Raw genomic sequence first — 24,680 nt, 5'->3', positions numbered from 1 at the left:
GAAAAAAGTGAAAGCTTCCTCGATTTCATCGAGGAAGCTTTCACTTTTTTAACTATAAGGACTTTTTCAGTGGCCTCTCTTTAAAAGGAAACGACTTTTCACTATAAACACTTACTCTATATTATCTACCGCGTCTCTGCTGACCTTGCTTTTTGCTATTTTTCTTTTCACTTGGTTTATGAAATGATCGTTGTTTTGTATTCTTTGATCCCCCAGGGTTATCTTTTTGACCGTATTGACCTGTTTTCTTTGGTTTTTTGATTTGCTGTTTTTTCTTTTTTTCACTCGCATCATCGTTTTGTTTAACAGGTAGTTCCAACTCTTGTCTTTGCAACGTTGCGCCAATGCCTTTTTCAATCTCTTTTAAATACATTTCATCTTTCGGTGCAACGAATGTAATTGCAAGGCCTGATCCACCAGCGCGTCCAGTTCGGCCAATTCGGTGTATGTAACTCTCTACATCTTCTGGAATGTCATAGTTAAATACATGTGTTACGCCTTCTACATCTAATCCACGAGCTGCTACATCTGTTGCGATTAAATATTGAATTTTCGCATCACGAAAACTCTTCATTACTCGTTCCCGTTTTCCTTGAGATAAATCACCATGAAGCTCATCGCAGTTATAGCCGTACCCTTTTAAATCATCATATAACTTACTCGCTCTACGCTTTGTACGACAAAAAATAACTGCTAAAAATGGCTGATCCCGGTCCATCACATGGCGCAGTGCATCTTGCTTTGCCCGATCTGTCGTTTCAATAACACGTTGCTTAATATTATTCACCGTTACTTCCGCACTTTGAATTTGAATCATCTCAGGTTCTTTCATATAGCGCTTCGCAAGCTTTTTAATATCTTTTGGCATCGTCGCTGAAAATAACATCGTTTGTTTACTCTCAGGTGTTTCTTCTAAAATGTCTTCTATATCATATAAAAAGCCGAAATGAAGCATTTGATCTGCTTCATCTAATACAAGCATAGAAACATTGGATAATACAATCGTTTCGCGGCGTAAATGGTCTAATAAACGTCCTGGTGTTGCCACAACAATGTGCGTATTTCCTTTTAACTTTCTCATTTGCTGCGCAACATCTTGACCACCATATATCGCAAGAACATTGATATTTTCTTGATGAACAAGCATTTTTTCAATTTCAGTTGTGATTTGTAGTGCTAATTCTCTAGTTGGTGCAACAATTAAAGCTTGTACATCACTTGACTCAGGATCAATTTTTTCTAGAATTGGTAAGACGAACGCCAATGTCTTCCCTGTTCCTGTTTTTGCTTGCCCAATTATATCTTTTCCAGCCATAACAACCGGGATTGCTTTCTCTTGAATTGGCGTTGCTTCAGCAATCCCATTTTCACGTAATGTATGATTAAATGTCTCACTAATTCCTAATTCTAAAAAGTTTTTCAAACAGATCACTTCTTTTCCTCATTTTTCACATTAAGCTCTCATTGTACCACTTGTTTCGCTAAATATGAAAAATAAGATAATTCTTATCTCCTTTTTTCATGCTCGCCATGAATTAATTGGGTTAGTTCTTTTTGTTTCTCTTTTGATTTTGTTAGCAATTTCATATTTGTAGGTGACAAAATCAGCCTCTTGATTTTCCGATTATTCCAAATGATCCCTGTATACCTTGTATCTTCATGTACATCTCGAAACCATTCTTGTTCACTTAGCTGCGTAATATGATATTTTAATTTCGCGTCAGTCCTCGGATAGAACAGAATAATATTGGCTATTACATCAAACAAAAGCCACATGTTTTCTCCCCCCAATATTCTTCTTTTTTACTCATATGAGTATGAACAACAAGAAAGAAATGATAAAAAGGGTTATTTTGTCGATTGTTTGTCTATCCTTTTAAAAAATCTATATTTTTAAGCGCATTTACATAATGTTAAATATACTTTTACAAAATTAATGAAAAAATGAAATAAGGAGTGATTATATGGAGAAACAGAAATTATGGAAAAAATTAAATGAAGGTGCAACAAAATTAGGAAAATCCGGTGTGTATGAGAGCATTATTTTATATTACACTTTAAAAAAGAACGGACTGCCTACTAAAGCCAAAATAATTATATTAGCTGCGCTTTCCTATTATGTATGGTCAATCGATTTCATCCCAGATTTAGCAGCTATTATTGGAATCGGCCTGTTAGATGATGTTATCGCAATTGCTTGGGCACATAGATATATCATGGTACATACAAATGCAGAAATTCGAGAAAAAGGAAAAGTAAAGATGGAATCCTTATTTGGAGCGACACATACATAATGCATCAAACAAGAAAGACGGTCTTCATAACCGTCTTTTCTGTACTATACATGTACTTGTTCTATCTGCATTTGTAAGCAATCCAACATTCTTTTCATTTCACGTTCTTTATAGTGATTTAAGCAAGCAATTTGAATCCAGTTATTTTGTTGTAAATAGTTTGATTCATAATGGATAATAAACCCTTGCAATGCTAATGAATCTCCTATTTCCTTAGAAGAAAGTTCTTTATCTAATGCAATTGTAAGAATGATAGATGAAGCATACTTTTTTTGAGATACAAGTTGTAATTCCATATTGGTAACAGCTTCTTCGATAAAGGTATACATCTTATATATTTTCTTAAATTTGTTTTCATCTTCAAAATTCTTTAATGCTTCTTGTAAGGCGCATATTAAATTCCAAGACTGAGAGTACGGTACACTTCCGTTCTCTTTGTACATTCCTATATCCATGTACACAGATAAAGTTGCAGTCGGATTTACAGTATGATTATAAAATACAAAAGAGAGCCCCGTGTATGCTCCAATTGCTCTTCCGCTAATTCCTCTATTTCATTGTATAAAAATGGTCTCACCATTTGTTAAAACGAATCCACGTCCCTTTAATAACTTTAGCTGTAAAGCGATTGAATCATTTGCTAATGTATCTGTCCCAAGCATGTGCAAATCATGCTTGGGACAGGTACATTAGCAATAATCGTTTTTTCACATTCTCCATCGCAGCTTTAAATTGAATGGAACGATGCGAAATTGGATTAGAAGCAAATGCTTGCTGGACATTTTCTGCGATTTCTACGAGTCCGGGTCAAAATGTATATTCTTTCGTCACAAGACTTGTAATACTAGATTGTTCAAGCGTTTTTTGGGTGATATACATCGGCTAAAATGAGCGCTAAATCACACCCATTTAGAAGCAAATAGCGATGCAAAAATCGAATCAATCCGAGTAAAGCTCTTCCGTTTCGATATTCTTGCTCCACAGCTAATAAACGAATTTCATATACACGATCACCACGTTCTGGTAACCACTCATCTAAATGAGGTATTTAAATACGTATTTTCTTCATGGAACAAATCTATGCGTTTGCGCTCTTCTGTTTGTTCATGCTGCGGAATTTCTTCTACGAATGTTTTATAATTTAGTTTATGAATACTTTCAAACTCCCATGCTTGATCAGCAATTTTATACATTAACCCCATGTTTTAATCCCCTTTATTTTCTATGTGCGTACAAAATCAATATAATAATGCAAACACTTAATACAATCGCTACCATAGAATAAAAGTATGCAATCATACAAAGTGGTAAACAAGCGATTGTAATTAAACCAGCCTTTGTAAAACTCTTAAAAATTAAATAAAACAAAATAAATATAAGTACCAGAGTAAGCGCTATCAAACAATTGAACACAATCAGTCCGCCAATAAATGTCGAAATTCCCTTTCCGCCTTTATATTTAAAGAAAATTGGATATATATGACCTACAACAACTGCTAGTAGCGAGATTAATAGAAATATAGACTCCCCAAATAAGATTCTTGCTACATAAACAACAATTGCCCCTTTAAGGGCATCTCCTAGAAATGTAACAATAAAATATACTTTTCCGTATAAACGCCCCATATTCCTCGCACCAGGATTTCCACTACCAACATCTCGAATATCTATCCCGTATTTCCATTTTATAATCATATATGCTGTTAATATGTTCCCAACCATATAAGCACCTATTACATACAGAAACTGGTTGATATGAATCATATAATCATTCACTTTCTATTTACTATTCTCAATACACTCTTCAAGCATAAGTGGCATAGAAGTAAGCCATACAATAAAATATGAAACTTGCTACCGTTGAATTCCTATCAAATTCCATGCAATAACACGTACGGATTTAATATATTGTAAAATATATCCTATTGACCAGGCTATAAACAAACTTACAAGTATTATAACTTGCGGTTTATGCACCGGAACCTTATCAATTCCTATAATGGCTATAATATTCATACATACGATAAGCAAGAAGATCGGAAATGAAATTCTAAATAAAAAAATCCATATTTTAATCCCAAAATCCATATAACACCTCCTTTTTAAAGAAGACTGCTATATGGAAAAACTGTATTTAAAATAAAGTAGATTTTTTTACAGCTAAAAAATAAGCTCCTTTTGCTGATGAAATTTCACTTTGAATAAAATTTATTTCATTAATATAGTTTTCGCAATACCTCTTAAATTCAGCATATATTTCTGGTACAGAGCACAAAATTCCACCTTTTACTGCAATTGAAATTGGTACTTCAAATGACATTTTCTTATACACGTCAACTGTAATTCTGGCTAATTCTTCACTAGCTTTTGATATAATTTTGAACGCATCATCATTACCTTTCCTTGCTTCCTCTATTACAAGGGGGGCAATCGCAGCAACCTGATCTTTCTGTGAGGAATATACAAGTTGTTTTATATCAAATGGTGTATGAATAGGAACTTGCTTTTGTATTACTCTGCTAAGATTGCAAAATTGCTCACCTTTATCATACTCGATTGTCATCCTTCTTAACGCCTGCAAAGCAATCCAATACCCACTCCCCTCATCTCCTAAAATATGGCCCCATCCTCCACTATACTCATATTCTGCTCCTTTTTTCCCTAAGCAGATAGCACCTGTTCCCGCTATTGTTAAAATACCATCGTTTCCTCCTAATAAGGCCGCATGTGCAATTACTGCATCATCATAAATTTCAATATTTGTTTGATATCTCGCTATTAAACGTTCCTTTAACACATTAATATCTATACTTTTCACACCCGCCAGCCCTAAACAAATACAAACGCAATCCTCTTTAGACAAGCTTTGTTGACAATATTCAATTGCTTCCATAATATGCGATAAAGCTTTCTCATAATCTAGTAAAACATTTCCGAAACAGCTCATACTTCTTGCTATTTCTTTACCATTTTGGTCAAATGCAATCGCTTCTGTCTTCGTCCCACCACCGTCTACACCTATCATATACTTCATCTTTCCACCCACTTTTTCTTACCTCACAATTGGAGGGAATGTTACATTACCTAAAACGACAGGATGTCTTCTGTAGCACTTGGTACATTACTTGGATTACGATGATATGTTTCATTTGCTAGCACAGCAAAAGCAATTGCTTCTTTTGCGGATGATGAATACCCAATTTCCTCTTGTATAAGTACTTTACAGGGCGCCTCCTTCAAACTCTCTTTTATCATTTCTACAAGTGTTTTATTATAACTTCCACCTCCGTCAAGAATAACTTCATCAATATGATAATAAGGAGAAATAATTTTTTGATAATGATGAACAATTGAGTTTGCTGTAAACATCGTTACAGTAGCTACAATATCTTCCTTACGGTGCTCCTTAAATCGCTTTAGCAATTCATCTGTAAAATCTTCTCCAAACTGTTCTCTTCCTGTTGACTTAGGTGGAACAGTTTTAAAAAACGAATGACTCATACAAGAATAAAGCATTTCATTTATGACACTTCCTTGTCTTGCTATCTCACCATTTTTATCAAACGAGTACTGAAATAATCGCTGACATACTTCATCTATCACCATATTTCCTGGCCTCGTATCAAAGGCAATCACTTCTTGTTTAGATACTCGGCTTGGAATTACGGTTACATTCCCTATCCCACCAATATTTTGAAGTAATCGATTTTTATTTTGGTCTCTATATAAAATAAGTTCTGAATATGGAACAAGAGGGGGGCTCCTTGACCACCAGCCGCCATATCCATCGTTCGAAAATTTGAAATGACTGTTGTTCCTGTTTCATAGGCTATAACTGCGGGTTCTCCGATTTGTAGTGTCGATGGAACAATCGTCTTCTCTTGAACAGGCTGATGATAAATCGTTTGACCATGCGAGCCAATTAAATCTAATTGTTCTATTGGAAAATCAGATTGTTTACAGACTTTTTTCACTGCATTCACAAAACATAGCCCGAGCTTAAAATTCAAACTACATATAAGTTGTACGTTAGAAGCTTCTATAGATAAGGCTTGCTGAATTTCATTTGTTATTTCTTTTGAAAACGGTACTGTAATAAAGCTGATTAGTTTCACCTTTAATCATGAAAGAAGTGATAGACTAGTTGCCTATCACTCTAATACATATCTGTATGATTTCTTCATATTTCGCATCATTACACGTTCACAGAACCTCACTCGCCATCACCACTCTTTTCGACTTCAATCATATTTTTATCGTACATTTTAAAAAATGGCAGATAGATAAGGAATGAGATTGCTATATTAATGAAGACTAACACAACAGCTCTCCAATCTCCACCCGTCGCTAAATATGCACCAATTGGAGCTGGTAATGTCCATGGCGGCATAATATAAGTTGGTGTAACGAGTCCCATTGCTGTTGCAGTATAAGCAATTGTCGCTGTTACTAATGGTGTAATAATAAAAGGAATAATTAAAATCGGGTTTAACACGATTGGAAGCCCAAATATAACTGGCTCATTAATATTAAAAATACCAGGTACAATACACGTTCTTGACAGCGCTTTGGAATACTTTGATCTACCGAAGACAATCATGGCTAATACAAGCCCTAATGTAGCTCCGGAACCACCAATCCATATAAACCATTGGTATAATGGTTCTGGTGCAATAAATGGTATACTGCTTGCTCCATCTGCAACTGCAGCAGAGTTTTTACCAAGATAAACTTCCCATAAAGGACGGGCAACTGTCCCAACAACAGAAACACCATGTATGCCAAATGACCAGAAGAATGTAATTAGAAACACAGGTAGAATAACTCCAAAATAACTATCACCAGCTTTTACTAATGGTGCAGCTAGCTTATCAACTAAATGATGTAAATCAATGCTAAAAACAACAGTAATAATACTCATAATAATAATAACGAAAGCAGCAGGTATAAGTGCTTCAAAAGAACGAGATACAGACGGTGGTACTTGCTCTGGCATTTTAATCATCACATTTTTCGTCTTACAGAATTTCAAAATCTCAACCGATAAAATGGAAACAATCATTGTAACAAATAACCCATGCCCTCCAAGGTTTGTCATTGGGAGCATAAATCCTTTCTTATCAATGAGTTCAGGTGTTAATGTAAGAAGTAATGAGCAGACTGCAAGCTGCGCTCCTGATAAGGCATCTAATTTGTAACTTTTCGCTAAATTATATCCAATACCAAAGGCGATATAGAGCGACATAATAAACATCGTTAACCGATACGGTATTAAAATACTCGTTTGATGCTTGGCTGCCCATAGTGAAATAAAACTATCCTTTGGAAGAGGCGGAAACGCCACAATTAGAAAGAAACTTCCTACAATAATAAACGGTAATGCTGAAATTACACCATCACGAATTGCTTGTAAATGCCTTTGCTCAGAAAGCCTCGCCATTGGACCAGATAAGTTATTCTCAAGAAATGAGACAAACTTATTCATCAAACTTCCCTCCTAACGGATTAATTCATTCACAGCCTTTAATAGCGTCGGTCCACCAAGTGGTGTATAAGCTTGTGGCGGAATTATACCACAAGGAACAGACTGCTCATCTGCTATTTTTTTCACTGCATCAAATCTATGCCTTACTTGCGGAGCAACCATTACAACGTCCCAGCCGTTCTTAACCTCTTCTTCCACTTCACTCGTTCCAATTGCGTGTACATCCATATTAATTCCCTTCTTCTCCGCTTCTTTTTTTAAAGCGTTTACAACAATTGAACTGGACATTCCTCCAGAGCATACAAACAGAACTTTCATTTCATAATCCTCCTATATGCTTTAAGTAATTTTTATCCTTTTTCAAGGACTGTCAAACCACCAACGAAAGGGAGTTTCACGTTATTAAAAATCATATGAAGAATGTAGACAAATTAGTTCTGACGAAATGAAATTTCAGAAAAAATATTTTTTATGTTAAATAAAAGTTTCAGCCCCTACTTTCTCAATTGTGAATCTTATATTCACGTGATATAGTAGTCTCGATAATAGAATATGTAAGGAGGCGTACGATTATTTTCAGAAAATTATTGATGAGTTGTTGTAGCGTCATCTTGATTATTCCCTTCTTGTTCATAAGCTCTAGGTTCACACAAGCTGAAGTACCTACTACGTATCAAAAACATGAATTACGCGCCGCTTGGATTGCATCTGTTCTCAACATTGATTGGCCCTCTAAGCCAGGATTACCTATCGAAAAGCTGAAACAAGAATTTATCAAACTACTAGATGATGTAAAAAATCTAGGTATGAATGCAGTTGTTGTTCAAATTAAACCAACCGCAGACGCTTTTTACCCTTCCCAATATGGCCCTTGGTCCGAATATCTCACAGGCATACAAGGAAAAGACCCCGGTTATGATCCACTCGCATTTATGATTGAAGAAGCACATAAAAGAAATCTTGAATTCCACGCTTGGATTAATCCCTACAGAATAACGATGAATCATACCGATATAAACCGATTAGCAGAAAACCACCCAGCAAAGCAACATCCCGATTGGGTCATACCCTACGGCGGGAAACTATACTATAATCCTGGTATTCCAGAAGTGAAAGCTTTTATAACGGAAGGTGCATTGGAAATTGTACAAAATTATGACATTGACGCACTTCACATGGACGATTATTTTTATCCCTACAAAGTAGCGGGTGAGGAAATTCCAGATCAAAACACATATGAAACATATAATAATGGGCGATTTTCTAACATTGAAGACTGGCGTCGTGATAATGTGAACCAACTTGTAAACGGATTAAATACTGCTATTAAACAAGAAAAATCTTATGTCAAATTTGGAATTAGTCCATTTGGAGTATGGAGGAATATTGCTGATGATCCAACCGGTTCTAATACAACTGCTGGACAAAGAAATTATGATGACCTATATGCTGACACACGAGAATGGATACAAAAAGGATATATTGACTATATTACACCACAAATCTATTGGAATATCGGTTTTGCACCTGCAGCATATGACGTTTTACTAGATTGGTGGATAAAAGAAACAGAAAACAAACAAATTCACCTATATATTGGACAAGCTGCATATAAAATTAATAATAACTCAGTCCCCGCTTGGTCAGACCCTGAAGAATATCCAAGGCAAATTGCATTAAATCATCAATATTCACAAATAAAAGGTAGCATGCACTTTAGCCTTAAAGATATAAATAACAATCCATTAGGAATAAAAGATCGACTACAAAAAGATATTTATACACATCCTGCATTAATTCCACCAATGCCTTGGCTAGATCACGATCCACCTAAGCAACCTACTTTAAAAGGTGCTATTGCAAGAAATGATGGTATTGCCTTAGGAATCATCGATGATAGAAACAATGATTCTACGTATTATGCAATCTATCGAGTAAATGAAAAGAATGACGTTGACATTCAAAAAGCTGAAAACTTACTTACTACTGTACGAAAAACAAAACCTGGGGAAATTCATGTAGATAAAACAGCTGTGTCTGGTAAGACGTATACGTATGTGGTGACTGCTTTGGATCGGTTGCATAACGAGAGTATCCCTTCTAGCAAAACTACTATACAAGCGAAGTAATCATAAAATCCCTCACTCTATATATGAGGGATTTTACCTTACGCATATTCAAAAAACAAACTACCCAGGCTTAGGAAGGGTATGCATTTACTATATTTGATCTGTTCATCCATTTTTTCATGTTATATGGTTCTAATAGGGTTAAAGGTAGTATCCGGCGATATTGCTGTCATTTACCTTTAAACGTTTTTTCATTAACATATAAGTGGCTGTACAAACAAAAGCAAAAATAAAGCAGGAGGGGCTTTGCATCTGCCCTCTGCTTCTTATCCCCGAATCTGTCCATTCCCACGAATCACATATTTCGTGGAAGTCAATGCAGGCAATCCCATCGGCCCCCGCGCGTGCAGCTTTTGCGTGCTGATGCCGATTTCGGCGCCGAAGCCAAATTCAAATCCGTCCGTAAAGCGAGTCGAAGCATTATGGTACAGCGCCGCGGCATCGACGGAAATGAAAAATTTACTGACACTTCCTTCGTTTTCTGTAATAATCGCTTCGGAATGCTTGGAGCCATAAGCATTGATGTGGCGAATCGCTTCTTCAACCGAGGAAACGATTTTGACTGCCAGCGTAAGAGACAAAAACTCTGTTTGCCAGTCTTCTTCTGAAGCAGGGACAAGAGATGAATCAATTGTCAAAGCTTTCTTATCCCCGCGTAGCTCCACTCCTTTTTCCTTCAAGAAGGAAAACAGCTCAGTACCGTAACGCTCCACCCAATTCTCATGAAGTACAATTGTTTCAATAGCGTTGCATACGGACGGGCGCTGTGTTTTAGCGTTTACAATAATGTCGAATGCCATCTGTTTATCTGCTGTTTCATCAATGAAAATGTGACAATTTCCCGCACCTGTTTCTAATACAGGGACAGACGCTTCTCTCACTACCATATCAATCAGCTGCTTGCCGCCTCTTGGAATAAGAACATCTAAGTACTCGTTCAATGTAAACAGCTGCTTTGCGCTTTCACGTGACGTATCTTCAATGAGCTGTACGCTGTCTGGAGGCAGGCTAGTTTGTTCGAGTGCCCGGTGAATGACAGCGACAATGGCTTTGTTGGAATAAATGGCGGAAGAACTACCGCGCAGAATCACCGCGTTTCCTGTTTTCAAGCAAATCGTGGCCGCATCCACCGTCACATTTGGCCTCGCCTCGTAAATCATCCCCACAACGCCGAGTGGCACGCGCACCTCCTGAATGGACAATCCGTTCGGCCGTTCCCATGCCGCCACGCACTCTCCGACAGGGTCACGCAAATCAATCAGCTGCCGGATGCCCTCTGCCATGTCAATGATGCGCTGTTCGTTCAACAGGAGGCGGTCAAGGAGTGATGCAGACATTCCTTTCGCTTTTCCTTGTTCGAGATCCCGTTTGTTTTCCATCAAAATGTAGGATGTCTCCGCCATCAATTTCTCAGCGATAGCCGCCAGCGCCTTATTTTTTTGATCCGTCGATTTGGCCACAAGCTCTCTCATAACCGCTTTCGCTTTTTGTCCCTTTGCTAATACTTCGTTCATTTTCGCTTCCCCCTTTTAAAGATAAAATTTGAGACGTGTCTAACTCCGCCAGCTAGGCACTGCAACCCAAAACTCTCCTACACAGATATTAGTTGAATCAAGCGGGCTTTTAACATTCTGTTGCTCATCCTGTCTAAACATTCAAATCACTGACGCTTTGAGCAGAGAAAAGGCAAAAAACGCCAGTTAAGACGAAAAGCCTTGGTTTTTGCACCTAAACAAGCTGGCTTCTGTTTTTCTTAAGATGAAACCCAATTATCCCTATGAATGACCTCGTAGCTATGCCTTTCTTCTCGCGCTTGAATGTCACGGCTCCGCATGCCTTTCAGCGCCCGCAATTCCTCTGCGCTATATCTGCACTGCCCTTTGCCGATTACGCGTCCTTTTTGCGTGATGACCTCCACCACTTCGCCGGCCTGAAAGATCCCGAACACGCCAGTAACACCAGCGGGCAGAAGACTTTTTCCATGATGGACGATAGCAGCGGCCGCGCCAGCATCCACCTCGATTTGTCCTCTCACGAGCGAATGCAATGCAATCCATTGCTTGTTCATCTTGATCACTTTTTGCGGCGTATTACCGATGTACGTTCCGTCACCTTTGCCTTTCAAAACATCTAAAAACTTCTCCTGTCCGCGTCCTGTTCCGATGAATACGGTCACACCGAGAGACAGCGCCGTCTTCGCCGCATCGATTTTCGATCTCATGCCGCCGGTACCGAGCTTTGAGCCAGCATCTCCGGCAAGAGCGTCAATTTCTTCCGTAACGTCAGGAAGAAAGTAATACTTTTTCGCGTCCGGATTTTTCTGAGGATTCCGGTCGTACAAACCGTTCACATCCGTAAAAATCATGAGCATATCTGCCGACACGAGCCCGCTTACTAAAGCCGACAGCATGTCATTATCTCCGAACGTTAGCTCCTCTACAGAAATAGAATCGTTTTCATTGATAATAGGCAAGGCGGAGCGGTCCAGCAGCTCTGATAAAGTTGCATAGACATTGCTGTATTGTTCTTTTCTAGAAAAATCGCTTCTTGTTAGTAGAAGCTGCGCGGTAACAATCCCATATTTGAGGAATTCCTCTGTATACGCCTGCATTAAGAGACTTTGCCCGACAGCGGCGGCAGCCTGTTTTCCTTTGATTGTCACAGGCCGTCCGGGATACCCAAGAGCAGAGAAGCCTGCGGCGACGGCCCCGGATGTAATCAGCAAAATTTCATGTCCTTCCTGTTTCAGCCGTGCCAAGGCGGCAACGTGATCTGAAAGCTGTTCGCTAGAGATGCCGCCTTGATTCGCAGCCAAAGAACTGCTTCCAATTTTTATGACAATTCGTTGTTTTTTCACTTTTGTACCTCCTCGTCTAAAATAAAAATTTTTTTATAAGTTGTGCCGCTTCTTTTTTCGAATGGAAACAAAATACTCTTCTACCGCGTGCAATTTGCAGTGAAAAATCCCCCGCCAATGATGCCCATTTCGCAACAAAAATTCAAATAAAAAGACCGCTCCGCCCTTAAAAAGGACGAAACGGTCATCGTTCCGCGGTACCACCTTCATTGATATGATCCATATCCGCTTGTCGCCTGTAACGCAGGCATACGCTTAAACTTTCGTTTAAAACTCGGGGATAGGTTCGATAGTTTCTTTGCGAGGAATCTTTCAGCCTGCGGATTCCACTCTCTTGCGCAAGAAAACATATGTACTAGTTCCCTTCAACGATTTTAATTTTAATTTTAATTTTAATTTTAATTTTTTATATTATGCAATACAGTGGATTTTTATGTCAAGAGATGTTTTGAAAAACAAAGAAGGCTGCATATTTAATTTTTATTGATAAATGGAAATTATCGGGGTTTATAAAAATACAACACCATTCTTGGAAAATTGCACGCTAAGGACTAGAAAAATTTACTATGACAACGTTCTTAAAGGATAACCACATGTTCAGAAAGAAAACGCCAAAAATTAATTGATCACTGAATCTTGTACGCACTTTATTAACTTGATTATATCTAGAAAACGTTGATATAGTTTTCTGAACAAATATCTCTTAACGTACAACAAAAGAGGTATTTTGTATTAAAACGTATAATTTTCCCGAAAGAATATAGTGCTTCATAAGTACTCTGTATATCAAATTGCTTTTTTTCAAATATTTTACGTAGCAATCCTTTCAATTTCCCCTTTTCATTATACTACTGATAATGATATGTTATATTCTCCAAAAGTATTTAAGATGTTATAGAGTGAAATATAATAAAAATTTCAAACTATAGAAAATGTGCTTGTTTAGTACACAATAAAAGTGATTTCTATGCATATTTGGTATTGCAAAAAACAATGTACTCTCTTAAAATATTTTTTTATAGTAATCTCGATATTATTTATAATGCCTATTTCTCTTTTACAGGATATCACAAAGTTTTTTAGAATAATAAATTTCAATCTAATGAAATTTATACTAAAAGGAGCGAGAGCGAATTATTATGAACAAACAAATAGGATTCATAGGATGCGGAAATATGGGTATCGCTATGATAGGTGGAATGATTAACAAAAATATAGTTTCCTCAGATAAAATAATTTGTTCAGATTTAAATGTCATTAATTTAAAAAATGCTAGTGAAAAATACGATATAATCACAACTACTGACAACAATAAAGTAGCTAACAATGCTGATATTTTAATTTTATCAATCAAACCAGACCTATACTCATCAGTAATTAACCAAATAAAAGAGCAGATAAAAAGCGATGTAATAGTAGTAACTATTGCTGCAGGGAAAAACATTAAGAGTACTGAGGACGCCTTTGGCAGAAAGTTAAAAGTTGTTAGAGTAATGCCTAATACACCTGCTCTTGTTGGAGAAGGAATGTCTGCATTATGTGCTAATAAAATGGTTACGGAAAAAGACCTAGAAGATATACTAACTATATTTAATAGTTTTGGCCAAACAGAGATAGTACATGAAAGATTAATGGACGTTGTAACATCTGTAAGTGGTTCTTCTCCAGCATATGTATATATGTTTATAGAAGCTATGGCAGATGCTGCTGTACTAGATGGTATGCCAAGAACTCAAGCATATAAATTCGCAGCCCAAGCTGTATTAGGTTCTGCAAAAATGGTACTTGAAACAGGAATACACCCAGGTGTACTTAAAGACATGGTTTGTTCTCCAGGTGGAACGACAATAGAAGCTGTAGCAACGTTAGAAGAGAAAGGATTAAGAACAGCTATTATTTCGGCTATGAAGCATTGCACTCAAAAATCTATTGAAATATCCAAGTTAACTAATAAATAAGAAATAACTTATAGAATGTACCATAGCAACAAAAAATTCTATACTAAGAAAACAATTATTTATTTCCTCCTATATTTACAGATAATAAGGAGCAACTTCTAGGAATACTGTTCAGTTAATATCATTAATTAATAAAAATCCTGATTACAAATATAATTTTTCTTTTTCTCTTCTTCAAACACTCTCTAAAACATTAACACCTCTTGAAGTGCTTGAAATTGAAAACCTGTATAAAGAAAAATTAGGCACCCGTAAGTTTGGATACAATTCAAACTAAATAGTTAAACTACAAAAGCCTCTTGAGTACGTGACTCAAGAGGCTTTCTTTTACTTATTCTTAAATTTTTCCTTCGCCGCTCTCATTTTCACATTCAAATCATGATCAATGGAGTCACGAATATCACGCTCTACTGCTTCCATTTCTTTTTGGAAGTTTTGTAAGTAAACCTGCAATTCTTCTTCTTTTTCAGGACGCTGTGATGGCGGTAGCTGAGCCACTAGTGACAGCATATCCGTTAAGTCTTTCATTAAGAAAGTTTCAAGTTTGTGTTGTTGTTCAAACATGCGATGTTCTTGGTAATACGGAAGTGCGTTTAATACGGCAATTGTAATTTCATCAACTGTTCTTTGTAGTGACGGATTGATTGCGCGTTTATACGCTTGAATTGTATTTAATGCATCTGGATAACGGTCATAAAAATACAATTTATAAAACGATAAATCTGTTGGCTTAGATGATTGTTGTGATTCTTGTCGTAAAAAATCTTTTACTTTCATCGCTGCTACATCGATATCTTCATTCGTCACTTTTTTCGTTGTTTTTGCCATAGCGTGTACCTTTTTCTGTTTATCTTTCGGTAACATAGAGAAAACTTGTTCTCTTGTACGTTGATCCGCCGCACAGAAAAGAGTATTCAATGTTTGTTTTTCCTTTTTCCCCTCTGTACGAATCCAGCGATAAAAAAGCGGATGCTGCGTAAATTCTTGTAAGAACGGTGTTGATTTATTTGATAATTTTTCAATTGATTCATTCGCTCGTTTATACGGTTTCACCCATGATAAATAAAATTTCCGGCCGAAATACACAAGCAAGACAACAATTGTAAATCCTACTAAAAGCAATACTCCAATTAGTATTAAAACTAATTTAAAGAAGCCCATTTTTTCACCTCCTCTAACGATTCTTTATTTCTTTGGACGCTGAATGAGCTTCTGCTTCATTTCATCATTAAATGTGTCGAGTTCAATAACAAACTTTTTACTAGATTCAATAATACGCTCTGATGATTTCTCAGATGCTTCAATAGCTGCAAACACATTTTGGAATGATTCGCGTAGCTTATCCATGCTGATTGCTGGGTTTTCAAGTAACTGTGTTGTTTCTTCTGTATTCTGTTTTAATGCTTGTGAGTTACTTAACACCATTGATTCAATTGCTTCGTTTGTCGCATTCACTGCATCAATCGTCTTACGTTGATTTGTTAATGCCAACTGAATCGCTGCTGAAACAGTAACTACGTTTTGCGTCATCGTAATCGCATTACGAATTGCTTCTGTCAACTTTTCATTATTCTTCTTAATAATGTCTACAGATGCAATAGACTGCAGTAATACACTTTTCGCTTGCTGCATGTTACGCGTACGTACAAGAATTTTTTCTAACGCATCATTGATTAATGGAATATCCTTTTGACGATCTGGATTTTGCTTTTCTACTTCAAGCATGCCAGCGAGCTTTCGTCCTAAATATACTTGTTTATCAAGCGCATGAATTTTATCATGTGATTGCTCTTTTAACATTTCTAAACCAACTGTATCCTCTTGTAAGTTGTCACGCCCAATAAGCAACGCTCGTATGATTTCTTCAATTTGTTTATCTATAGATTGATATTTATGCACATACGTTTCAAGTGGGTTTTTCTTGAAAACCTTAAACATAAACTTCTTCATTCCCGATGCTTTCATTGAATTGGGATCGAGTTCTGATACCACTTTACGTAATTCTAACAACGTATTTGGAATTTCTTCATTCTTTCCATTCATCATTGCAGTAACAGGACGTTTTAGTGCTGATAATGTTTGCCCTGCTGCTTGCTGCTCTTTATCTCCTAAATCTCCCAGCTGGGATAATACTTTTGAAAGGTCAGTATTTTGTTCACTATTTAACTTTTGTACATATAAATCAGCTTCTTTATTCAGTTCAACAAGCTCTTCATCTTTAATAACTGTATCAACAACTACTTGCATATTATCTTTCACTACTGATACATGTTCTTTTTTCTCTAATTCAGTCACAAAATCGCTCCTTTATTTATATGTGCGAATTTATTTGCACTATATTTCATCTAATATATCGTATTCAACATGTATGATACTTGTTTAAAATCGATTTTTAATAAACTCCTGCTTATACAGTCATTCCCTGTTTCTTATCCTAAGTATACCTGTTTCGTACATTATTTTCCTCAGACTTAAGACCTAGAAGGCTACGTGCGGAAGACGGATTCTTCACATGTTATACAGTTTATTACTTAGCGATTCGGCCCTCAATTTCATTTTGTCTACCTTTCCGTTCGGCTTCTTCGGTAAACGTGATAGTACAGTCCAATTTCTTGGCTGCTTATATGCTATTAGTTTTTGACGGCACTCTTTCTGAATATCTACTAATTCTCGAGAAACTTCCTTAACGATAACAGCCCGTATAATTTCCCCGCGATTCTTATCTTTTTCCGAAAACACTACTGCTTCTATAACCCCGGTGATTCCAAGTAATACATCCTCTATTTCACCAGCATACACAAAACTCCCAGCAGCTTTTATAACATCTCGGTCTCTACCTACTAAAACAATTTTTCCATCTTCTCTTTGGAAACCAATATCATGTGATGTTACCCAATCTTCTATGAAAGTTGCTTTTGTTTGCTTTTCATTTTCAATATATCCTTCAAAAGCCTGACCAGATCGAACAAATAATTTCCCAAAGTTTTCTTTATTAGTTACTATTCGTTCTTTTTTCTCATTAAAAAAGGCAATCTCTACATCTGGGAATGGTATCCCGACTGTTTCAGGTGCAGTTCTTGCATCTTCCGGTGTTAACAGTGAGGCATAGCCCATTTCTGATGATCCGTAATATTCATACAAAAATGATTTAGGAAAACATTCTTCAAATTTTTGTCTTTGTATAGGCGATAATTTTGTCCCAACTGAAATCATACACCTCGGAATCATTTCCTGCACACTTCGTTTTTGCTTTGCATGGCGAATTAAAGGTTCAATTAAAGCTGGTGTGATAGAAGCACACGATCCTTTCGCTTTTAAAAAGGCTTCTGGTGTGAACTTAGATAATAAAACAATCTCAGATCCTATAGCTAATGCCTGAAGTGCCGGATATAGCTGGGCTGAATAAGATAAATGTAGCGGAACTACTACACGATCGCTTTCAATTAGTGAAAATGCCTTACTCCACCCTTCAAAACTACTAGTCCATGATTGATGACTTTTAACAAACCCTTTCGGTGTACCTGTTGAACCTGAAGTATAACCAAAGAAGTATAACTCATCCTTACTACTCACATGTCTAAGAGGAAATGGGATGGTATTAGGCTCCATTCTTTGACATAAAGTCTCTTTGGATGTGATAATCCAATTAGGCTCCGTACTACTTATAATTGTTTGCCATTCAATTTCGGTAACGTCTGGATGAACCGGCATTATAATTCCACCAATTTTTGAAACCGCAAGTGCATCTTGAATCCATTCCATACAATTTTCTAACTTGATAATAAAAATATGCCCTGGTATCGCTCCGTCTTGCATAAGAGCTGATGCGCGATTTGAAACACATTGCGCCAACTCTTTGTAAGTCCAACTATTATGTTGTTCCGAAAGCACAACGCGATCAGGATATTTTTGTGCCTGCTCATAGAAATAAGAATGTATTCGCATTTTTTATTAAATCTCCTTGTTTGTTATGGCTATATTTTTTATTTTTTTCGTGCTACAAACGCTCCTTTTTGAAAGGCTAGTAATACAGTTTCAAACGTATCGTCTTCTTCAATCATCTGAATAAATTCTGCTAACTCTTCTGCATGCGAAGTCGCATTATCAATGACAAGAAATCCTTGTGGTTCTAATATGCGTTTTATATTTTCCCACCACCACATATATTGCGTACGCTCTGAATCTAGAAAAATAAAATCAAATGAACGATTTACTTGTACATCAAGAAACACTCCTGCTTCTTGATTATGAATATCAATCCGATATCTAAGATTTGCCTTTTCAAAATTCATAAGTGCCTCTGCAACCCTTTCTGAAGAAAGCTCAACAGTTGTAACATTTCCTTTTGTTTCTTCAGCCGCATTTGCCAGCCATAATGTTGAATATCCATTTGAAGTACCAATTTCTAAAATTTTTTGTGCACTACACCCTTTTATTAAAATAGATAAAAATTGTCCCATCTCACGAGAAACATTTCTTAACTTTTCTTCTCGCTTTTCTTTTTTACTATCATGCTCTTCCCCGTACTTTTCAAGTTCTAACAACAATAATTCTAATGAATTCATACTATTCATCGCCTTTCTAACAAATTTAATGATTAAAAATTGATGAGAAAGTTGATTATGTTTGTCTACTTTTCATTATATGCGAAACGAAAATCTTTTTCCTGTTATAAAACAAAGAATTGAAATTTTTTGTAGCATATTGTTTCATTTTTTGGTAAAGTTAATTTCTACGTGTAATTATTCCATTCACATTATTTTACAATCAAAATGCAATCATAAAATCATTTTTAATCGGTATTTCACATTAAAGAAGCGCCCTTTTCGGACGCATTTTCTTTTGTTTATAACTGTATGTAAGAAAGGATGCTTTGAACATGAACGTGATTAATTTAGAAGCTGCTAGAAAACGTAAGCAGTACAAAAAGCGAATGATAACTATACCGATTATTAAACGTATTTACGAAGAGGACGGAGAAATTAAGTGCGAGGTATTAGGCGAAAAGGATGTTCCTCTTGAAATGTTAGAGAAGTAAATTACATGATCTTAAATCGAAGACGCATCTCTCTTGAGATGCGTCTTTTTCATTCTATACATTCTGATTTAAATGAATAAGCTTTTCTGGATTCATCATCATATAAATAGATGCTATTTTCTCTTCTTGAAACTCAAACGAAAGCACATACGTAGCGCGATTATTTATATTTACAATAATACCTGGTGTACCATTTACCATTCTAAATGCAATGGAATGTCCTTCTGGTAACTTTTTGGTAATCCCTAAGAATAAGCGAACAATCCTTTCAGGTGTGTAAACTGGTTTAAGAGCCGTTGTAACCTTTCCACCACCATCGGATTTAAATATTGCATCTGTTTTTAAGATTCCTAACATTTCCTGTACGTCTCCTCGCTGCAAAGATGCAACGAATTGTTCTACATATGCAGCCATTTGCTTTGTACTTAATTTTGAGGCTTTCGGTTTATCTCTTATACTTTTTCTGGCCCGATGAAAGATTTGTCGACAATTCACACTACTCTTTTCGACAATTGATGCGATTTCATCATAATCGTAGCCAAAAACTTCTCGTAATATAAACACCGCCCGTTCAACTTCAGATAACTGTTGTAAAAGCAAAAGATACGCTGTAGAAATAGACTCCTTCATTATATATGTCATTGAGGGATCATCATTTTCTTCAACAAGTGGTTCAGGCAACCACATGCCAACATAAACATTTCGTTTATGAGCTGTTGAACGTAATTTATCGATTGCACGATTCATAACCATCTTACACAAATACGCTTTTACATTATCAACAGACTCTAGCTCTTCTATTTGACTTAATGCAAGAAATGTATCATGAACAATATCTTCAGCATCCATAACACTCCCGAGCATACGATAGGCTAAAGAAAACAATAAAGGTTTATATGCTTGATACACTTGTTCCATTTCCACACTAACATGACCCTCTTTCAATTTGTGACTTTACTTTGTTCTAAAATTTGTAGTGCTGCTCGTTTACCGCTAGCAACCGCAGCGTCAGCTAATAATTCATCATGCCCAGCCCAATCTCCTGCAACATATATCCCTGGCATTTCAGGAACCCTAGGCCCTGGATTTTCAGTACGGCCAATATGAGGAAAATCATAGACAACTGTTATTTTAGGTAAATATTGCTTTTCAACTAACTCCTGTTGCCATTTCGGATGTAATAAATCCATTGTATGTTCTAACAAAATTTTATCATCATTAAAATTACTAGTCTGTAATGCATGATTATGATATTTTATCAATCCCACTACTACCGTTCCATCGTCACTCAGCTTAGCGGCTCTCGATTGATTCGTAAAAAACAAAGGTTGATCTAATCCTAAGGCAAATTGATATGATGGATTGGGTAATTTTCTTAGGCCAAGATCTAAGGAAGCTACTGTAACTGGCACTGATTGTTCTCCCCATATACGCAGCATAGTGTCTCTTGCACCTTTTACAATTTTACAAGCCTCTTTTGGTGGTATAGTAATAACAACCGTAGGGACTTCAAAGAATTCGTCACCAGAACAACGAATTCTTTGAATATGACCACAGTGCTCAATTTCAACTACATTTTTGCTCTCTAAAAAATGAACTCCAGCATTTGTAGCATCTTCTCTTAACTTTGTTATGATTGTCTCCCATCCGCCATCTACATAAAAGACTCCTTCTTTCATTGATCGTTGTATTTGTTTTAGTACAGAAGATGCTAACTGTATTGTCGGAGCATATGTGTAAGTCGATGTTCGGCATAATGCATAAAACATATTTCTTACCATGGGATCTTTAATTTCTTTTTCTGTCCATACACTCAGACTCATTTTAGGAATTGCATTTAAATCTAATTTCCCTAGCTTTAACATCAGATGAGAAAATTGTATTTTAGCCGCCCATGAAAGTAATGGTGTAGATAAGATTGATCGAAAATCTGTCGGTATTGTATACACATCATTTTTCCATATACCATGCGCGCTAGTTGAAGGTATGTCTCCTGGAATGTTAATTCCAAGTTCCTCAAAAGTTGATAGTGCTTCTCCCCCGCGATATAAAGCGTGCGCCCCAAGATTCATAAGGACTCCGTTTTTATTCGTTGTTATTGCTCTTCCACCAAAGCGACTTGATTTCTCTAATACAACAACTTTTTTACCTTCCCTAGCTAAATAAATCGAAGCTGTTAATCCAGCAAGTCCCCCGCCTATAATTGCCACATTAAAGTTCTCCATATATATTCCCTCCTTATTGTTCTACACACAAGACGGATGAAGAAAGAGGAATGTGACATCTTTTAAGATTTATTTTTCCTTCAAAAACAAAAAGATCCTTTATCAAATACTAAAGGATCTTTTTATTTACATAATATAATTACCAACAACTCGTATGAGAGGTAGTCTTTAGTGGCACTGGATTCCAACTTTGTTGTATTGTTTGCCATGATTTAACCGTTCCATCTTTACTTTTAATAAATGCTTTAAATTCTATATTTCTTTCAGCTGGCAACACAACATTTCCTCTCCAATCATTACTATGAGAATCATAATATAATTGAATTGGATACTGTTTTGTGTCCCAACTTCCTAATTCCGCACGATTCCCAGTAATATAAACAGTATCTCCTATTGTTGTAGGAACATTTTTTACTACAATCGTTTGCATAACAGGGGTTACACCTAATAAATCTTTAAATTTCCCCATTAATGAATTGTTATACATTACATCTTGATAACGAAGTAACGTAAATCCAGCAAAATTATAATTGAAAGCCATTTCTGCAACTCTTTTATACTCTTCTTCATTTCCGATACTTAAAGCATTTTCACCGTTTAATACAATTCCCTTTTCATTGGCTAATGTTGCAATATTTTGTACCAATGTTTTTGGCATTGAATATTCCGGATAACTACCTTTATCTGTCATTTCTAAACAAGTAAATGTTACATCTAGCTTTGCACTTTTGAAAGCATCAAGTAAATGGCTATAATTATTATACCCTGCAGGCTTTTCAGCTCCATGAGGTATTGTTGGGTTATTATATTGCCAATGTACGCCTGCAATTTTTGCACCAATTGGTACTTGGAAAGTTGTGTCAAATGCGTTATGTGCTAATTCACCAATTAATTTTGTATGATTTTCCAAGATGCCCTGATACCATTCTAAATAGTCTTTTCCATACATAGAAAGATATCCATTCATTAAGAATTGTTCCCCATCGCTTGGTGGTAAAATTGCTAACTCTGAAATCAGTTTCGTGCCCCATGCTTTATTCACTTCATTTAGAGAACCATATTTATTTAATACCCATAAACGAAATTTAGATTTTGCAAACTCTGTATACGCTTGAAACTTTCCACGTGAGGGATATCCTGTCCCATCGGAAGTTGTATATGAAGGATATCTTAGTTCACCAGCTGGTCCTCCAGATAAATATATTTTTGCGATTACATCTTTATATGGTTTCATAGCTGCTGCGAATGCTGTATATAGTTCACCATATTCCTTTCGAATTACATCTGAAGCAAGTGGATTTAATGTTTCTTTATTGACAGTTCCTGTTTCAGACTTAAAATAAAGGCTATCATCGGATTTTTGATTCCAAACCCATGAAGGAATTGGTACATTGCAATCATCCCCAACATTTCCACCGCACTGATGTGTGGAAATAATAGGAATCATTTTCATACCTGCATTTTTTACCGATTGAGCAAAGCGCTGTGCGTATGAAAAATCAAATTGCTGATCTCCGTTCTTTTCCATATCCCCCCACCAAAAATCAACTGTAATAGCATAAAAACCATTTTGTTTTGCCCATCGTAAATCATTTTCAAATGTCTCCCAATTTGTTACTTCCGGTATCTTTTTTAATGGAGCCATTAAATATGCTTTGTAATCTGGATTCATTCCTTTTCCATTTACAGCTGCCGAACTCGCTTGCGGAATTAATAATGATACAAATAACATCACTACAGACAAAATGACAATACAACAATATTGAAACTGATTTTTCATTGCTTCTCTCCCCTTTAATTTACAAATTTCATGTATTCGCTTTCATTATAAACCGAAAGACGCAATCGTTTGCATGTAATAATGCATAATATTAAAATAAACAAGCTAGATTAGTCTACTTGTTTATTTTAATATCCAGATGTATACTATCTACTTTCATATACAAATATCATTTCTTATTTTACTGAACTTGTTATACTACTTTTTTCATATTTTATTAAAATATCATAAAACCCTTTTACCAAGAATGATTAAATCCCTTTCAACCCCATCTAATTCTGCAACGTTAGGCAGATGCGCCCATTTTTCAAAATCAAAACAAGAAAATAATTGAAGACTAGCTTTATTATGAGCAAATATAAATGCTAGTAATGTTTTAATCTGGAGCTTTGGACAAGTATCTAACACTTTATGTAGTATATGTTTACCTATCCCCCTACCTCTATACATTTGATGAATGTATATACTTATTTCAGCTGTTCCATTATAAGCAGGTCGACCGTAAAAGGATTGGAAACTAACCCATCCGCATATCTCATCTTGAGATTCTATTACCCATAGAGGTCTAAAAGAAGGTGAATGCTCATTAAACCATTGTTCTCTACTCGTAACAGTGACAGGTTCTGTATCAGCAGTTACCATTCTACTTGAAATAGTTGAATTATATATATCTACTATACTAGATAAATCTTCAATTTGGGCATCTCTAATCTTAATATCTTCTTTCATAAACAACTCACACTCCTCAGTTAATATTCTATTTTTTCATATATTAACTGAATTCATACATATAATTCAAACATGAATTGTATAAATCTAATATTTTTTATCCTTTTATAACTTTCAAAAACATTATTAATTTACTACCTTATTTTTATATTAATAATATTTTATCCAGAATATTAGGTATGTAC

General features: G+C 36.0%; 22 protein-coding genes, 2 pseudogenes and 1 other annotated feature. Of the genes and pseudogenes, 4 read left to right on the top strand and 20 right to left on the bottom strand.

Features of this window, described 5'->3' with window-relative positions; translation table 11 throughout:
* Positions 1-121: 121 nt before the first annotated feature.
* Positions 122-1,432, bottom strand: a complete 1,311-nt coding sequence (locus tag JDS96_RS24965; RefSeq protein WP_026008674.1) for a DEAD/DEAH box helicase — start codon at positions 1,430-1,432, stop codon at positions 122-124.
* Positions 1,433-1,506: 74 nt separating this feature from the next.
* Positions 1,507-1,776, bottom strand: coding sequence for a hypothetical protein (locus tag JDS96_RS24960; protein ID WP_199668363.1), 270 nt, complete (start codon positions 1,774-1,776; stop codon positions 1,507-1,509).
* 188 nt (positions 1,777-1,964) lie between these two features.
* On the opposite strand from JDS96_RS24960, the gene JDS96_RS24955 reads away from it, so the two are divergent.
* The gene (locus JDS96_RS24955) at positions 1,965-2,294 is read left to right on the top strand and encodes a YkvA family protein (RefSeq protein ID WP_003197720.1); all 330 of its coding nucleotides are present in this window, start codon (positions 1,965-1,967) and stop codon (positions 2,292-2,294) included.
* Positions 2,295-2,338: 44 nt separating this feature from the next.
* On the opposite strand, the pseudogene JDS96_RS32445 reads toward JDS96_RS24955, so the two are convergent.
* The 8 genes and pseudogenes from JDS96_RS32445 to JDS96_RS24910 all read right to left on the bottom strand — a co-directional run.
* Positions 2,339-3,342: pseudogene (locus tag JDS96_RS32445) on the bottom strand (aminotransferase class V-fold PLP-dependent enzyme); the annotation flags it as partial.
* Positions 3,326-3,496, bottom strand: a complete 171-nt coding sequence (locus JDS96_RS33325) for a hypothetical protein (RefSeq protein WP_003197713.1) — start codon at positions 3,494-3,496, stop codon at positions 3,326-3,328. The gene JDS96_RS33325 and the pseudogene JDS96_RS32445, both read right to left, overlap by 17 nt.
* Before the next feature lie 13 nt (positions 3,497-3,509).
* Positions 3,510-4,058, bottom strand: coding sequence for a glycerol-3-phosphate 1-O-acyltransferase PlsY (plsY, locus tag JDS96_RS24935; protein ID WP_199668362.1), 549 nt, complete (start codon positions 4,056-4,058; stop codon positions 3,510-3,512).
* A 90-nt stretch (positions 4,059-4,148) separates the two neighbouring features.
* Positions 4,149-4,382 carry a hypothetical protein gene (locus tag JDS96_RS24930; protein WP_242479984.1) on the bottom strand — a complete coding sequence of 78 codons (234 nt, stop codon included), beginning with the start codon at positions 4,380-4,382 and terminating at the stop codon, positions 4,149-4,151.
* 46 nt (positions 4,383-4,428) lie between these two features.
* Positions 4,429-5,328, bottom strand: a complete 900-nt coding sequence (locus JDS96_RS24925) for a BadF/BadG/BcrA/BcrD ATPase family protein (RefSeq protein ID WP_041488428.1) — start codon at positions 5,326-5,328, stop codon at positions 4,429-4,431.
* A gap of 18 nt (positions 5,329-5,346) precedes the next feature.
* A pseudogene (gene anmK, locus JDS96_RS24920) lies at positions 5,347-6,412 on the bottom strand (anhydro-N-acetylmuramic acid kinase AnmK); the annotation flags it as partial.
* A gap of 95 nt (positions 6,413-6,507) precedes the next feature.
* Entirely contained in the window at positions 6,508-7,779 is a 1,272-nt protein-coding gene (locus JDS96_RS24915; protein WP_199668361.1) for a PTS sugar transporter subunit IIC, read from the bottom strand.
* 12 nt (positions 7,780-7,791) lie between these two features.
* Complete coding sequence (locus JDS96_RS24910; RefSeq protein WP_003197701.1) at positions 7,792-8,097, bottom strand: PTS sugar transporter subunit IIB; 306 nt, start codon at positions 8,095-8,097, stop codon at positions 7,792-7,794.
* A gap of 251 nt (positions 8,098-8,348) precedes the next feature.
* On the opposite strand from JDS96_RS24910, the gene JDS96_RS24905 reads away from it, so the two are divergent.
* A complete protein-coding gene (locus JDS96_RS24905) occupies positions 8,349-9,908 on the top strand; it encodes a glycoside hydrolase family 10-like protein (protein WP_199668364.1) in 1,560 nt (519 codons plus the stop codon).
* Positions 9,909-10,174: 266 nt separating this feature from the next.
* On the opposite strand, the gene JDS96_RS24900 is transcribed toward JDS96_RS24905, so the two are convergent.
* Both JDS96_RS24900 and proB read right to left on the bottom strand, forming a co-directional pair.
* A complete protein-coding gene (locus tag JDS96_RS24900; protein ID WP_199668360.1) occupies positions 10,175-11,422 on the bottom strand; it encodes a glutamate-5-semialdehyde dehydrogenase in 1,248 nt (415 codons plus the stop codon).
* Between the two features lie 239 nt (positions 11,423-11,661).
* Positions 11,662-12,765 (bottom strand): glutamate 5-kinase, encoded by a 1,104-nt coding sequence (proB, locus tag JDS96_RS24895; RefSeq protein WP_199668359.1) that lies wholly within the window; start codon positions 12,763-12,765, stop codon positions 11,662-11,664.
* A 168-nt stretch (positions 12,766-12,933) separates the two neighbouring features.
* Positions 12,934-13,143: a binding site (T-box leader), on the bottom strand.
* Between the two features lie 761 nt (positions 13,144-13,904).
* Here proB and proC point away from each other — a divergent pair.
* Complete coding sequence (gene proC, locus JDS96_RS24890; protein WP_199668358.1) at positions 13,905-14,723, top strand: pyrroline-5-carboxylate reductase; 819 nt, start codon at positions 13,905-13,907, stop codon at positions 14,721-14,723.
* Positions 14,724-15,050: 327 nt separating this feature from the next.
* Here the strand turns inward: proC and JDS96_RS24885 are convergent, their stop codons facing one another.
* From JDS96_RS24885 to JDS96_RS24870, 4 genes are all read right to left on the bottom strand, one after another.
* Positions 15,051-15,884: a DUF3974 domain-containing protein gene (locus JDS96_RS24885; RefSeq protein ID WP_199668357.1), complete on the bottom strand. Its 834-nt coding sequence runs from the start codon at positions 15,882-15,884 to the stop codon at positions 15,051-15,053.
* Between the two features lie 24 nt (positions 15,885-15,908).
* Positions 15,909-17,018, bottom strand: a complete 1,110-nt coding sequence (locus tag JDS96_RS24880; protein WP_006094869.1) for a toxic anion resistance protein — start codon at positions 17,016-17,018, stop codon at positions 15,909-15,911.
* 213 nt (positions 17,019-17,231) lie between these two features.
* Positions 17,232-18,668: a class I adenylate-forming enzyme family protein gene (locus tag JDS96_RS24875; RefSeq protein ID WP_199668356.1), complete on the bottom strand. Its 1,437-nt coding sequence runs from the start codon at positions 18,666-18,668 to the stop codon at positions 17,232-17,234.
* 38 nt (positions 18,669-18,706) lie between these two features.
* Positions 18,707-19,297, bottom strand: coding sequence for an O-methyltransferase (locus tag JDS96_RS24870; RefSeq protein ID WP_199668355.1), 591 nt, complete (start codon positions 19,295-19,297; stop codon positions 18,707-18,709).
* Positions 19,298-19,602: 305 nt separating this feature from the next.
* On the opposite strand from JDS96_RS24870, the gene JDS96_RS24865 reads away from it, so the two are divergent.
* Entirely contained in the window at positions 19,603-19,761 is a 159-nt protein-coding gene (locus JDS96_RS24865; protein WP_199668354.1) for a hypothetical protein, read from the top strand.
* 54 nt (positions 19,762-19,815) lie between these two features.
* Here the strand turns inward: JDS96_RS24865 and JDS96_RS24860 are convergent, their stop codons facing one another.
* From JDS96_RS24860 to JDS96_RS24845, 4 genes are all read right to left on the bottom strand, one after another.
* The gene (locus JDS96_RS24860; RefSeq protein WP_199668353.1) at positions 19,816-20,685 is read right to left on the bottom strand and encodes a sigma-70 family RNA polymerase sigma factor; all 870 of its coding nucleotides are present in this window, start codon (positions 20,683-20,685) and stop codon (positions 19,816-19,818) included.
* 17 nt (positions 20,686-20,702) lie between these two features.
* Entirely contained in the window at positions 20,703-21,986 is a 1,284-nt protein-coding gene (locus tag JDS96_RS24855; RefSeq protein ID WP_199668352.1) for a protoporphyrinogen/coproporphyrinogen oxidase, read from the bottom strand.
* Between the two features lie 139 nt (positions 21,987-22,125).
* Positions 22,126-23,766, bottom strand: coding sequence for a beta-amylase (gene spoII / locus JDS96_RS24850; RefSeq protein WP_199668351.1), 1,641 nt, complete (start codon positions 23,764-23,766; stop codon positions 22,126-22,128).
* Positions 23,767-23,991: 225 nt separating this feature from the next.
* Positions 23,992-24,495: a GNAT family N-acetyltransferase gene (locus JDS96_RS24845; protein WP_018767030.1), complete on the bottom strand. Its 504-nt coding sequence runs from the start codon at positions 24,493-24,495 to the stop codon at positions 23,992-23,994.
* Between the last annotated feature and the right edge of the window lie 185 nt (positions 24,496-24,680).

The sequence above is a fragment of the Bacillus cereus group sp. N21 genome, from assembly GCF_016483395.1.
Lineage (GTDB): Bacteria > Bacillota > Bacilli > Bacillales > Bacillaceae_G > Bacillus_A > Bacillus_A pseudomycoides.
This window is presented reverse-complemented; position numbering and strand designations above follow the sequence as displayed.